We start from the raw sequence: 13,118 nt of genomic DNA, 5'->3' as shown, positions 1-13,118 counted from the left end.
CCTATGGCATGCCTCCCAGACGCAGTTGTTCAAGACGTGCGACATAAGCGTTGAGCAACGCGTGACCCTGATCCGGAAGTCCGCGTGCCGCTTCGTACTGTCGGAGCATTTCGATCGCTCGTGAAACTGAAGCCATAGCGGATTCGTCGGTGGTCGCGAGCAGATGGGCATGGGCGTCGGACCACTCGAGAAGCGTGATGTCAAAGTCGCGCTCCAGAACTGGTGCTGCGGTTTCTTCGGGTGCAGGCAGGTCACCCTCGTCGTCCCACAGATCCGGTTCATCATCGATCATTGGTTCTTCAACCGGCACGTCGATCGGATCGCCGGGCTCGCCGAGTGCGGGGCCGACGACCCCGGGAGTGCGAAGCGAATTTGGGACTGGCGTGCTCTCGGGGACCGTATTCGGACTTCCCCACTTGCCCAGGACAATCACCCCCACGAGCAGCGCGCACAGAAGGATCACATTGCCGCACATCGATGCCACAAGACGAGAGCGCGCTGCTACGACTCTTTTTTCCAGCGCGCGCACACGCGACGGATCAACTCCCGTAGGCACTGGCGCTTCGGTCGGTCTCCGAACTTCAGCCGCTGGTCGTTTGGAGGGTTCCGACGGTGAGAAGTTCGACAATTTCGCAGCAACCAGCTCGGCAGGCTCCTGCCCCGGGAGGGGGCGGACCGGGCCAAGCCCGAGATGTTGTCGATCGCGGTCGGCGTCGAGTACGGCTCCGCACGATCGGCAGGCGTACTCATCGCGTTTGACTGAACCCTGGCATCCCGGGCACAAACCAAAGATATGCGCGACCCCCGGTGCTCGCTTGGCAAGTACCCAGAATTGGGCAGTGCTTGGGCCTCGAATCACCGAATCCGGACCGATCTTTCCGGATTGGGCCAGTTTCTGAATCGTCTCAAGAGAACACCCCGGGCGGAACGGACGCCCGACTTCGCGGATGTACCAAGGCCCCATTCCATTCTGAGTCGCCTGGCGACTCAGGGCGTCGAGATGGCCCCCGCAGGTTTCGCAACGCTGTGTGTTGCTGCTGATGGACCCGCAATATGGGCAGAGCACTCCCCGTGGCTGGGGAGTAGGCATGGGGTGCCGAATTGCGGATGTCTCGTCCATTGATGAGAGGTTAGTCACAGTATTGCCTTACGCCCGGCGAGGGGTTTCGGTTGACCTTGGGGCTTGCTCGGGCTTTGCTCGCACATGAATATCGACCGCAAGCATGGTGTGACTGCCAGTTTGGGAGTGCTGATTCTGGTCCTTGGGGGGTGTTCGCAGACGACCACATCGCGAGGCCGTGCGACTGCTGATGGTTCCGAGGGACTGCCCGCACGGGTCATCGCGACAGTGGGCCATGAAGCAGTCCTGGCTGAAGATCTGGCGCCATCTCTCTACGAGATCGCGGGCCGCGAAGCGCTGCGCGAGTGGGTGCTTGACCGGGCGCTCCAGCGGGAGATCGAGGCTCGGGGTTTGGCCATCACGCCGGACATGCTGCGTGCTGAGCGCGCGCTTCTGGTAGAACGAACCGCAAGCGGGGAAAGACTCCAAAGCGGGGCGGGGTTGACGGAACAGGTGCTCAGAGAGCGCAACCTCGGTCCCGTTCGGCGGGAGGCGATGATCCGGCGCAATGCGGGGCTTCGGCTTCTGACGCGAGATGAAGTAAGGGTTGAACCTGAGGAAGTGAGTCTGGCGGCGGAAATCGCATACGGGCCGAAGTATCGGGCGCGAGTGATTCTGGCCGGGACCGAGCGTGAAGCCGGAGAGGCGCTGAACCAACTGGGCACAAGGCCGACGCCTGCGGATGTGGCGAGGTTGGCAGAACGGTATTCGATTGATCCATCGGCGCGGACGGGGGGCGTGCTGCCTCTGATCAGCCCGGTGGATCCGGCGTACCCGGTTGTGGTGCGTTCGGCGTTGGGAGAACTGTCTCCGGGGCAGGTGAGTCCGATTCTTCCGTTGCCGGCGGGTGCGGCGGTTTTGTACCTTGAAGCGGTGGAGCCGCGATCGATCGTGCCTGAGGATGCGAGCAAGCGTCTGGAGGCTGAGCTGCGGGTGCAGCGTGAGCGGGTGGCGATGGAACGGCTGGCGCGGCATTTGGTGGAAACGACGCGGGTGGATGTGCTGGATCGGTCATTGGGGTGGGCGTGGGACGGTCGGTGAGTGCGGAGCGTGATCGCCATGCGATTGGTTGCGGACTACGCTTGACCCATGCTGCAACCCGCACCGACGACGAAGATTGACCCGGAACTGGCTCGAGGAACTCTGCTTGCGATTCACCCCGCGATGGGCGATGAGCCGGCGATGGTGGAGATCGGTTTTGCCAACACCAGTTACCGCGTGCGGCTGGCCCTGATCGGTGAAATCAAGGCGAAAGTTGGCAAGAAAGTGATCGGCAGCATCCGTGCCGATGCGCGGCGGGTCGATGTGGTGGATTCGGGCGGGCGATATGTTGAACCTGTGCTTGGTCGGCCTCGGCGCGTGCAGGGGCGGATCATCGCAGCGAATAACACGAGCAACACGATCACGGTTCATGCCGGGTTTCCGATCGTGTGCAGGCTGTCTGATGCACGGCAGCGTGCGGTCGGATTCGAGCCGGGCCAACTGGTGAGTTTTGATGTCAAGGCTGGCGCGACATTCACAGAAAAACCGGCCTGAGTGCCCGCATCGAACCTGATTAACCGACACCTGCTTCGACTTCCGCTCCGGGCGCATGCTCTGCGATGACATTGGGCGGCGGGAGACGCAGGAAGCGTGCAAGAGCGCGCGACCCGATGTAGAAGGGAATGGTATCGAAGAGCGCAGCTGCGAACTTGAAGGCGTAGCCGGTAACGATGAAGAGAAAGAGTTGAGGCCAGAGGGCCTGAGCATCGTTGATGGGGAGAGCATGCGCGTAGAAGTGTGTGATAAGGATGACGGCGAAGGTATCGACGAGTTGACTCACGAGCGTTGAGCCATTGTTGCGCAACCAGAGATGCCTGCCTTTGGTGACACGCTTCCAGAAGTGGAAGACGTGAACATCGACGAGTTGGGCGATGAGGTAGGCGATCATGGATGCGGCGACAGCGCCGAAGGCGAGATTGCGGACCTGGAAGAACGTCCAGCCGGTTTCGATGTAGGCGGACTTGACCGGATCCCATTGCGGGAGAGGCGGCATGTTGGTCACCGGATCGAGCTCGCCGAAGCCGGGCAGGGAGCCCCCGATCCAGAGGATGGCGACGACCCAGAGATTCAGGAGAAACCCAACCCAGACGACGAGACTCGCGCGACGCCTTCCAAAGAGCTCGCTGATGAAGTCGGTGCAGAGGAAAGTCAGCGGATACGGAAGGACACCCACAGCGACGGCGAAAACGATCGCTGGAGTGGATGGGTCGCCATCATGATTGATTTCGAAGAGTTTGATAAAGCGTGTGATGCCGAGGATGTTGAGCATCGTGAGGGTGCCCAGGAAGAACCCGGCGCAAATGAGAAACACGCCTTCTCGCCGGCGGTGAAGGGTTGGTTCATCGAGCCGCGAGAGCCCTTCATACTTGTATTGCTGGCTGGGGAGTGGGCTGAGCATGGTGAAAAGGATACCAGACCGGGCGCGGGCGGTCAGGGAAGGCCCGCGCTAGGATCGTGGCATGAGTGCTGCGTCAACAGAGAACCCGGTCGTTTCGTCGATTGATGGGCAGCGTTTTCTCGCATCAGTGGAAGCGATCGTGCTGAGTCTGGATCGCCCGGTGCCTTCTGTGCGGATCGCGGAAGGGCTCGCGGCGGCGGGCATCGGGGAAGCGAGCGAAGAGTCGGTTGAACGCGCGATCGCCGAACTCAACGAGCAATACGCGCAGAGCGGAAGGTCGTTCCGCATTGAGCATGTTGCGGGAGGCCATCGGTTGATGACGCTGCCTGAGCATGCGAGCGTGATCGCGGCGTTTCGACAAGCGCGCGCGTCGGGGCGGCTGAGCCGGGCGGCGCTCGAGACCCTGTCGATCATTGCCTATGAGCAACCGATGACTCGTGCGCGGCTCGAGGCGATTCGAGGCGTCGCGTGCGGAGAGATTCTGCGGTCACTGATCGAACGAAAGTTCATCACGATCAAGGGTCGAGCCGAGGAATTGGGTCGGCCGATGTTGTATGGAACGACCAAGCAGTTTCTCGATGCGTTCGGGCTGGCGTCGACGAAGGATCTGCCGAGCATGGATGAACTGCGGCAAGGCGAATGGCACGGAGAAAGCGCATGATGAAGGCACGACAAATCGTTGGAAGCGTGGCGGCAGGCTTGCTGCTGGCGGGCGCAGGCGGATGCTCGACAATGAAAGTCACGGGGCGTGTTATCCCGGGGACGATCAGCTATGTCGGCGTTGTGTCAGATACGGACGAGCGGCTCTCGAACGCGGGAATCGGACCGGCGAAAATCATGATCGAACATTCGGAGGCGAGCGGGCAGAGCCGCGCGATAGCGACTGGAACGAGCGGTCCTGACGGGCAGTTCTCGATCAAGATGTCAAAGGACGTCTGGCCGACGGATCGTGTGGTGGTGCGATCGATCTCCGAGCAGTACAGAACTGCCCGTGGGGTCGTGTATCTTCCTCGCGACGGGCAGAAGTTGCTGATCCTGATGGAAAGAACCGCGAGCGACTAAGAGGCGTACTGCCTTTCGTGTGCAAGCGAACGGATCGTGCATGATTGCCCGAGGACCAACGGAATCCGGGAGTAGTCTGCTGGCAAAGCCGGTGCGCCGGCGGTATGACCTGCATCCGCCGGGTTTGATGTTTGTGTTTACGGCTGTGTTCCTTGCGATCGGAGCGTTCAACAGTCAGAACAACCTGTTGTTCTGGGCGTTCGGGCTCGCCGTGGGCGCCGTTGTGATCTCGGGAGTGGTCAGCGGCATGCCCTTGATGTCGGTGCGTCTGGCGCGTGAACCAATCGGGCGCGGGCAGGGCGGACACGCGACGACACTTGCGTATCGGGTCGAAAATGGAAGCCGATCGTGGCCGGTGTTTGCACTGACAATCGAGGAAAAGTTCGAGACCGGAGCCAATGGGCGCAAGTCTGTTCGCGCGCGGACGGGCATCGCGCACGCAGGACCCGGCGAGGTGCTGGTTGCAAGCGCAACAGTGCATGGGCTCAATCGCGGGCGTTATGCGCTTTCGACCGTGGTGGTTTCGACGACGTTTCCTTTTGGGTTGATTCGCAAGTCGTTGGTGTTTGAGCTGCCCGGGGTGCTGTTGGTGCGGCCTGCGGTTGCGGGACTGCGTCGCGAGGTCTCACAGGTGTTGATGAGCCCTGGGCTGCAAAGCCTGCGCAGCCGAAATGTCGCGGGTTCGGGCGATGAGTTCTTCGGATTGCGCGAGTATGCCCCCGGAGATCCGATACGCACGATTGCGTGGAAGGCATCGGCCCGGACAGAAACGCTTGTGGTGCGGCAGACGATGACGCCCGCGCCGCCTCGAATATGGATTGGACTGGACAAGCCGAATGAAAGTGTGAGTGCTTTCTCGATGGAAAGTGCGATTTCGCTTGTGGCGAGTCTGGCAATGCACGCCGATCGAATCGGGCTCAGCCCGGGGGTTGTGATCGGGTGGGCCGGTTTCGAGTCGGAACCTGCGGAGGCTTCGGGCGCGATTGGGAGACTGCTCGACGCGCTGGCGCAACTTGATCCTGATACCGATGCGAATGAACCAACGAAGCACGGCTTGGCAGATGTCACGGTTGGCTTCGGCTCGGGAGGCAGTGAACAGCGCATTGATGGGTCGGATCCAAGTGACTGGGCGGCAGATGAGATCACGGTGTTTGTGCCTGAGGTGACAAAGCGCACTGGATGGCGCCGATTGATGCGCAGGGCAGGGGCCAAAGCATGAATGCCATTCGCGCCCAGCGCTGGGTCGGGTTGCTGCTTGCGATGGCTGCGATCACGTCGTACTGCCTTGCGGACGGGAATCTGGTGCTGTTTCTGCTTGCGGTTCCTGGGGCTGTGGTGGGATGGGTGTTTACGATGGCGCCGCGCGGCCGGCCTTTGCCTCGCATCATCATCAATCTGATTCTGCTGGTGATTCTGGGGTACACGCTGGTGTCGATGACGGCTCGAGGTTTCTCGGTGTCCACCGTGTGCGAAGTCATCACGTTCATCTTGATGGCAAAGATTCTGGATCGACGTTCGCAGCGGGACTTTGGGCAAGTGGTTTCGATCTCTGCATTTTTGCTGGTCGGAACGATCTTGACAAGCAACGGGCTTGGAGTTGGCGTGCTGCTGGTGATGAGCCTGCTGCTGCTTGCTGGTGCGACGATTTTGCATCAGATAGCGAGGCATGTGGAGATTTCGGCCGGCGTAATGCCTGCTCGGGTGCCGATGGGACGCCACTTCCGACGGGATGTGCGTCGATTGGTTTTCTGCTCCACGGTCGTCGGGCTGCTGATCAGCATTGGTGTGTTTCTGGTGGTGCCTAGACGGCTTGGCGCGGGGCTGTTCGGAGAATGGGGAAATGCAGCGGTCGGGCAGGTGACGGGATTTGCGGACGAGGTTGAGCTGGGGACGCCGGGGTTGATCTCGCAATCGGCAGTTCCAGTGCTCGATTTGCAGGTGTTCAACGATCGCGGGGTTTCACTGGGTGGTACTGGCGTGGTGCATTATCTGCGCGGCGCGGTGCTGGACAGCTATGAGAATGGGCGATGGCTGCGTTCTCGTGAGAGCGGAGACCGGGGATTTCGGCAGCGGACGGATCATCTGCTTTCGCCGATGTTGCTTGCCGACGAGCCACGGCGTTGGAATATCGAGCAGCGTGTGACCGTGCGCAATGCCGGGGCTTCGAGATCGCACTTGTTTGCGTCCTGGAGACCTGTGCGATTGACGGCGCATCAGCCGACATTCATTCACACAGCACCTGACGGTACAATTTTGCGTGAGAGCGAAAGCGGAAAGTTCGAGTACACGGTGTACTCGATCGATCGAGAATCGCCGACGCGATATGTGGGTCGGCAGACTTGGGGAGAAATCACTCCGCTCGATTCGCCTTCGCTGGATATGTCGCGATTTGCTGAACTGGCGTCGGAAATACTCGGCCGCGCTGATGTTCCGGTGGATCCGGGATTGCGTGAGATCGGTGACTTTGAGCGCGGCGCGGTGGCGATGGAGCAGTACTTTCTTGATGGCTTTGTGTACACGCTCGAAGCAGAGGTGGTGCCGCGCAGGCAAGATCCGACGGAGTGGTTCCTGTTCACCCATCGTGCGGGGCATTGCGAGTACTTTGCGTCGGCCATGGCGGTGTTGTGCCGGAGCGTGGGGATTAATGCGCGCGTGATCACCGGGTTTGTGGCTACGGAGTACAACGAAGCGACGGGGCACTACCTCGTGCGGCAATCGAATGCCCACGCGTGGGTTGAGGTGGAGATCGGCCCGGGGGTCTGGAGGACATTTGATCCGACTCCGCCTTCCGATTTTCAGAGAGTGCATGAAGTTTCGCAGTCATGGCTAGCACGTGCGCAGCGGATGTTTGACGCTGTGGAGTTTGCGTGGATTCGCGCGGTGGTCAGTTTTGATGCGGAAAAACAGACGTCGTTTGTGCGATCGGCATTCGGGTTTGAGTGGAGCCCGGACAGACAGTTTGACCAGTTCGCTGAACGGCTGAGAAGGAAAGACCCGCGTGAGATCGCTGGGCTTGTGATTGTGTTCATGATGATGGTGGCCGGAGCCACGCTGCTGCTGGTCATGCTGGTGCGGTCGAGGCATGCGCTCGCGCGGCTCGTACGCGATTTGTGGTTGTCGCTCTCGTGGTCTTCGGTGGATGCGACTGCCGGTTTGAATGCCAGGTTTCTGCGAGAGCTGCGTCGGCGAGGTGCGGCCAAGCCGGCTCATGTGCCCTTGCTCACACACGTGATCGAGAAGCGTGAAGTGTGGAGCCTCGAAGGGGGCCGTGAGGCTGAGGCCATTGCGGTCCTTTTGTATAGCCTCAAATTCCGTGAGTCGCAAAGCTCGGTCATTCGCGAGGTCTCTGTGAGACTGAAGCGACTGCGGAAGATGTGATCGCAATGGTGACAGGTTCCGATAAATGGTGGCAGATATGAATGGAGCGTGCAAAGTGCCCGCAGAACTGTACTTCGCAGCCGTCTGTTTCAAGTGAGGGATTGGGCTGGTCGAATCAGACTTCGACTCGGTTCACCTTTTGACCGGAGACCGGCTGTGGGAGCAAATCGTTCGCGAACAGCACGTTGGCGCGAGTGCCTCGAGCAAATTCTTGACCGTGGCGGCGGAATCGAGATCGCGGTGCGTGGCGGTGGCACAGAAAACAACCAGGGCGCAGAGTCTTCGGATCTGCTCTGGCGCGTTCGACTGTTTGCCATAGAAGCCGAGAGCATGACCGTCGAGATGCCGGGCGCTATGGGGCAGAGTTACAGCATCGACATCGGAACATCGCTGATCGGTGTCATGGCTATTGGGCAGAATCGGTGGCGCTTCGAGAGCAAGGTCGTGGGCATCGCTGCCACTCATGCGGGGCGACGCGAGTTTCCGGCACTCATGATCGGACTGCCTGAGAATGTGCAGCGGTGCCGCAGGCGTGTGATGGAGCGTTTGTCGACATCGGAGGTGTTGCTGCCTGAGGTCAGGTGCTGGACTCTGCTTGATCCAGAGAGCGCGATACCGGCTGAGGTTGCGAATCAGGCACGCATGCACGAGTTGCACAAGACCAAGTGTTCACAACCGGCCTCGGTGCAGTTGGAAGCCGTGTTGCTGCCTGCGGTCGGGCCGGAATCCAAGTGCCTGCTTGCGAACATCGGGGGCGGCGGCGTCGGGTTGCAGTTCGAGAAGGGGCAGTGCCCGGATCTAGATTCTCGAAGCGTGTACTGGCTGAGGCTCGATCTTCGGCCATGGCTTCCATCGCCTCTGAGCGTGACGGCGAGGCTGGCACATTCGTACTGCGACGCGATGGGGACGGTCCACGCTGGTTTTGCATTCGATTTCTCGCACAATCCGAGCCATCGGGCGTTTGTGCTCGAACAGATCGGCGTGTGCATGAAGGCGATGCAGCAGCGCGTGGCAGCCTGAGCGAGCCGTCGGCGGCTAGCAGCAATCCATAGGTCCGGGTGTACTCGCTACACTTTGGCCCCATGGCAAATGCATCTGAACTCAAGAAAACTGGCAGTCACAAGCGTTCGATTCTGGCGCACGCGGCTTCGGCTCAGGAATCGGGCCTGGCCATCGTGATCGTCCTGATGATGATCGCGCTGACTGTCTTTGGCGGGTCCAAGTCAGTGACGAAGCGGTTTGAGATCGGGTCGGGCAGTGTGGTGGTAGTCATTGACAGCGAAGGAAACGAGTCAAGGCCCGGAACTGTGCCACAGCGACTGGTTTCACACACGATCGTGCGGGATGCGGATGGTGGGGAACGTGAGTTTGACGCGACGTGGTCGTATGTCGAAGCCTCTGGATCGCGTGCCTTACTGACGACGAAAAAGGCCAACAAGTTCTTCGAGAAAACAAATCTGACACTGGTGGCCAAGGACGCGAGTTTTATCGCGGTGATGGCTGTGGGCATGACTGCGGTGATCATTCTCGCGGGCATTGATCTCTCGGTGGGGTCGATCTATGCACTGGCAGGAATTCTTGGCGCTCTTGCGCTCAACAAGCTTGGCGTTGGCGCGAGCGGGCTGACAGCGATCGGAGTGGGTCTGCTGGTCTGTGTGGGTGTGGGCGCAGTGTGCGGGCTTGCCAATGGCGTGATGATCGTGGGGTTGCGTGTTCATCCCTTTGTCATCACATTGGGGATGATGGCTGCACTGCGCGGCATCACGATCATCATTCCGCAGCGTGTGCTTGGAGAGCAGTCTGTCGCAGGATTCTCGGAGGCATTTACACGCGGATTCTTCAAGAAAGAGTTCTTCGGGGTGTATCCGGTGCCTGTGATGTTCATGATCGCGGTGGCGCTGGCAGGTTGGTTCATGCTCACGCGGACCGTGCTTGGACGGCGTGTGTTTGCCGTCGGAGGGAATGAAACCGCTGCTCGATATGCGGGAATTCCGGTCGGGCGTGTCAAGATCTGGGTGTATCTGCTGATGGGAATGCTGGCGGGGTTGAGCGCGTGCATGGCGCTGGGGTACTACGGCTCGGCCGAGACTGGTTCAGGCTCGGCGTACGAACTTCAGGTGATCGCAGCGGCGGTAATTGGTGGCGCGTCGCTGATGGGTGGGCGCGGGTCGGCGCTTGGGGCTGTGCTTGGTGCGATCATTATCCAGTTAATCGATAACGCCATGATCATCTTCAACATCGATCAGAGCTGGAACCGCGTGGTGATGGGCGGGGCCATCATCGTGGCGGTGGTGATCGATCAAGCCAAGCGGAAATTTTCGGCGGCCCGAGGATAGATAGAATGAAGTTCTCGCCTACGTTCGTGCTCGGCGATGTCGGAAGTCTTCACAGCGATCGAATCACAAGTCTGCGCTGCACCCGGCAGCGCAAATGGAGAATGCAATGAACATGCAGCGAATGTTTCGAGGTGTAACGGTTGCGTTGGCAGCAGCAACACTGACGCTCGCGGGATGCTCGGAGAAGAAGTCACCGACGCCGAATCAGAGCGGGCAATCCGGTTCACCGAGCCCAGAGCGTTATGTGATCGGCGTGGTCGCCAAGAGCCAGAACAACCCGGTGTTCAAGGCTGCACGTGTCGGGGCCGAGGACGCTGCGCGGGATCTGAGCGAGAAGTACGGCATCGATGTGCAGATCCGCTGGCAGACGCCGGACACCGAAAATGCGCAGCAGCAGGCACAGTACATCGAGCAACTTGTGGCGGCTGGCGTCAATGGAATCGCCGTGTCGTGCATTGATGCGAATCTGCTGACATCCGTGCTGCGCGATGCCGTGTCGAAGGGCATCACGGTGATGACGTTTGACTCTGATGCACCGAACTCGGGGCGCATGGCGTACTACGGCGTGGATGACAGGGCTGCGGGCGCGGCGGTGATGAAGTCGCTTGCGCAGGAAATGGGAGAGAACGGGGTCGTCGCCGTGCTGGCAGGAAATCAGGCCGCGACCAACCTCCAATCGCGAGTCGCAGGAGTCCGCGAGGAAGCAGCAAAATATTCGGGAATTCGAATCATCGATGTGTACTACCACGTTGAGACAGCCAACGACGCGGCTGCGCGAATGCAGTCGGTGCAGAACGCGAACCCGGAGATTTCCGGCTGGGCCCTGGTCGGTGGTTGGCCGTTGTATACGGACAATGCGCTGGACGGGATTCACGAACGTGCGAAGGTGGTTTCGCTCGACCCGCTGCCTCTGCCATTGGGATATCTCAAGAAGGGGCAGGTGCAGGTGTTGATCGGGCAGCCATATCACGGGTGGGGGTATGAGTCTGTGACGCACATCGTCGAGCGGCTGCACAATGCTGTTGCGCCCCCAGCCGAATTCATCTATGCGGATTTTGATGTCGTGACGAGCGAGAATGTCGAGGAATTTGAAGCCAAGTGGAGCGTGTGGAACCGCGATTAAAACTCGTGGCACGCGAGCAACAGGCTCGGCAAGCATCGCACGGCGAGATGATGGCTCAGGACCACAACATTCTGCTGACGGCCGAGCGCATCTCGAAACGATTCGGGATCACGCAGGCGCTGAACAATGTTTCGGTGTCATTTCGCAACGGCGAAGTGCACGCCCTCATGGGTGAGAATGGCGCCGGCAAGAGCACGCTGGGCAAGGTCATTGCCGGATTGCACAAGCAGGACGAAGGGGTCGTGACCATCGCCGGGCGCGTGCTCAAGCCCGGGTCGATTGATGATGCATTTTCTGCGGGCGTGCGCATCGTCCATCAGGAACTCGCGCAGTGCCCGAACCTTTCGGTGGCGGAGAACTTGTGCCTGCATGATCTGCCACGGTTGCGGTTTGGCACGGTTGATCGTGCGCGCATGCGCGAGCGTGCCGCGAAACTTGTGCATCGGCTTGAACCTTCGATTGATGTGGATGCGGAGTTGGGCACACTCTCGCCAGGGTTGCGGCAGATTTGTCAGATCGCGTCGGCTCTCGAAGAAGAGGTTCGACCCGGGTGCGAGAAGGCGCGCGTGATTGTGTTCGATGAGCCTACCAGTTCGCTTTCGATCGCTGAGACGGAGAAGTTGCTCGAAATCGTGCGGTCCCTGGCGCGAGAGGGGCTGACGATTATTTATGTCTCGCACCGAATGGGCGAGATTTATGCGTGCTGTGATCGGGTGACGGTGCTGCGCGATGGGGCGTTTGTCGCGACGAGCGATGTGAGTTCGACACCCGAGCCGGATCTTGTGGAGCAGATGATCGGTCGTCGGCTGGAGACACCAACGGGCAGGATTCGCACGCCTGGCGGCGAAGCGGCGACGCTTCGTGCGATGGGTGGAAGCGGGCCGAGGCAGGACGTGCCGCACGATGCGCCACGCACCTTCGAAGTGATCGGCATGAACTCGCCGGGAAAACTCAGGGATGTGTCGTTTTCGGTGCGGGCTGGCGAGGTGCTTGGCATCGGAGGGCTTGTTGGATCGGGTCGGTCTGAACTTCTCAATGCGATCTTTGCGCTCGATTCTCAGCGATCGGGTGTCATTCGCCTTGAGGGGGTTGAGATTGACACTCGCACGCCGCAAAAACTGATCGCTGCGGGTGTCGGCTATGTGCCGGAGGATCGCCGTGTGCAGGGCTTGTTCTTCGACCTTGGTGTGGCGGAGAACATTGTTGTGCCTTACATGCAGAGACTGGCAGCCGCAATCGGTATGAGAAGCCTGCCGAAGGAACGCACGCTCGTGACGCAGTGCCTTGATGAGTTTCGCGTCAAGTCCGCTTCACCATCGTCGCTGCCCAATGAACTCTCGGGCGGCAACCAGCAGAAATTGCTGATCGCGCGGTGGATGCAGAAGGATGCCAAAGTCTTGCTTCTTGATGAACCAACACGCGGCATCGATATTGGCACCAAGGCCGAGATCTATCGACTCATTCACGCTGCGGCCGACCGGGGCGTTGCGATTGTGCTGGTGTCGTCGGAAATGCCCGAGTTGCTGGCCCTTTCCGATCGTGTGTTGGTGATGGCTGAAGGAACAGTTCGTGGCGAACTGACGGGCGACGAGATGACGCAACGCAACATCCTCACGCTCGCGACACGTGAGGCCCGACCTGCCATGGCTGCGGGATGAA

The 13,118-nt window shown here is 60.1% G+C and carries 12 protein-coding genes; 10 read left to right on the top strand and 2 right to left on the bottom strand.

Going from position 1 to position 13,118, the window contains the following annotated elements; all coding sequences use genetic code 11:
• Position 1: 1 nt before the first annotated feature.
• A complete protein-coding gene (locus KF757_09850; GenBank protein MBX3323280.1) occupies positions 2-463 on the bottom strand; it encodes a hypothetical protein in 462 nt (153 codons plus the stop codon).
• 741 nt (positions 464-1,204) lie between these two features.
• Here KF757_09850 and KF757_09845 point away from each other — a divergent pair.
• Positions 1,205-2,161 (top strand): hypothetical protein, encoded by a 957-nt coding sequence (locus KF757_09845; protein ID MBX3323279.1) that lies wholly within the window; start codon positions 1,205-1,207, stop codon positions 2,159-2,161.
• Between the two features lie 48 nt (positions 2,162-2,209).
• Positions 2,210-2,656: a hypothetical protein gene (locus KF757_09840; GenBank protein MBX3323278.1), complete on the top strand. Its 447-nt coding sequence runs from the start codon at positions 2,210-2,212 to the stop codon at positions 2,654-2,656.
• Between the two features lie 19 nt (positions 2,657-2,675).
• Here KF757_09840 and KF757_09835 read toward each other — a convergent pair whose 3' ends face one another.
• Positions 2,676-3,560, bottom strand: a complete 885-nt coding sequence (locus tag KF757_09835; protein ID MBX3323277.1) for a queuosine precursor transporter — start codon at positions 3,558-3,560, stop codon at positions 2,676-2,678.
• A 61-nt stretch (positions 3,561-3,621) separates the two neighbouring features.
• On the opposite strand from KF757_09835, the gene scpB reads away from it, so the two are divergent.
• The 8 genes from scpB to KF757_09795 all read left to right on the top strand — a co-directional run bounded on the left by scpB (position 3,622) and on the right by KF757_09795 (position 13,117).
• Positions 3,622-4,221 carry an SMC-Scp complex subunit ScpB gene (scpB, locus tag KF757_09830; protein MBX3323276.1) on the top strand — a complete coding sequence of 200 codons (600 nt, stop codon included), beginning with the start codon at positions 3,622-3,624 and terminating at the stop codon, positions 4,219-4,221.
• Complete coding sequence (locus KF757_09825) at positions 4,218-4,622, top strand: hypothetical protein (protein MBX3323275.1); 405 nt, start codon at positions 4,218-4,220, stop codon at positions 4,620-4,622. Before scpB ends, KF757_09825 begins: the two co-directional genes overlap by 4 nt.
• 40 nt (positions 4,623-4,662) lie before the next feature.
• A complete protein-coding gene (locus tag KF757_09820; GenBank protein MBX3323274.1) occupies positions 4,663-5,841 on the top strand; it encodes a DUF58 domain-containing protein in 1,179 nt (392 codons plus the stop codon).
• The gene (locus tag KF757_09815) at positions 5,838-8,000 is read left to right on the top strand and encodes a transglutaminase domain-containing protein (protein MBX3323273.1); all 2,163 of its coding nucleotides are present in this window, start codon (positions 5,838-5,840) and stop codon (positions 7,998-8,000) included. The genes KF757_09820 and KF757_09815 overlap by 4 nt, the downstream gene beginning before the upstream one ends.
• 156 nt (positions 8,001-8,156) lie before the next feature.
• Complete coding sequence (locus KF757_09810; GenBank protein ID MBX3323272.1) at positions 8,157-9,020, top strand: hypothetical protein; 864 nt, start codon at positions 8,157-8,159, stop codon at positions 9,018-9,020.
• Between the two features lie 62 nt (positions 9,021-9,082).
• A complete protein-coding gene (locus KF757_09805; protein ID MBX3323271.1) occupies positions 9,083-10,336 on the top strand; it encodes an ABC transporter permease in 1,254 nt (417 codons plus the stop codon).
• Positions 10,337-10,442: 106 nt separating this feature from the next.
• Positions 10,443-11,459: a substrate-binding domain-containing protein gene (locus KF757_09800; GenBank protein ID MBX3323270.1), complete on the top strand. Its 1,017-nt coding sequence runs from the start codon at positions 10,443-10,445 to the stop codon at positions 11,457-11,459.
• 5 nt (positions 11,460-11,464) lie between these two features.
• Positions 11,465-13,117, top strand: a complete 1,653-nt coding sequence (locus tag KF757_09795) for a sugar ABC transporter ATP-binding protein (GenBank protein ID MBX3323269.1) — start codon at positions 11,465-11,467, stop codon at positions 13,115-13,117.
• The last annotated feature ends 1 nt before the right edge of the window (position 13,118 follow it).

It is taken from the genome of Phycisphaeraceae bacterium, assembly GCA_019636795.1.
Lineage (GTDB): Bacteria > Planctomycetota > Phycisphaerae > Phycisphaerales > UBA1924 > JAHBWW01.
Note: the sequence above shows the minus strand (reverse complement) of the source record. Positions and strands in the feature narration are given on the sequence as shown.

Coding starts and splice junctions, on each gene's coding strand:
- KF757_09815 (MBX3323273.1), top strand. CDS start 5,838: ATGAATGCCATTCGCGCCCAGCGCTGGGTCGGGTTGCTGCTTGCGATG.
- KF757_09805 (MBX3323271.1), top strand. CDS start 9,083: ATGGCAAATGCATCTGAACTCAAGAAAACTGGCAGTCACAAGCGTTCG.
- KF757_09835 (MBX3323277.1), bottom strand. CDS start 3,560: ATGCTCAGCCCACTCCCCAGCCAGCAATACAAGTATGAAGGGCTCTCG.
- KF757_09825 (MBX3323275.1), top strand. CDS start 4,218: ATGATGAAGGCACGACAAATCGTTGGAAGCGTGGCGGCAGGCTTGCTG.
- KF757_09800 (MBX3323270.1), top strand. CDS start 10,443: ATGAACATGCAGCGAATGTTTCGAGGTGTAACGGTTGCGTTGGCAGCA.
- scpB (MBX3323276.1), top strand. CDS start 3,622: ATGAGTGCTGCGTCAACAGAGAACCCGGTCGTTTCGTCGATTGATGGG.
- KF757_09820 (MBX3323274.1), top strand. CDS start 4,663: ATGATTGCCCGAGGACCAACGGAATCCGGGAGTAGTCTGCTGGCAAAG.
- KF757_09845 (MBX3323279.1), top strand. CDS start 1,205: ATGAATATCGACCGCAAGCATGGTGTGACTGCCAGTTTGGGAGTGCTG.
- KF757_09840 (MBX3323278.1), top strand. CDS start 2,210: ATGCTGCAACCCGCACCGACGACGAAGATTGACCCGGAACTGGCTCGA.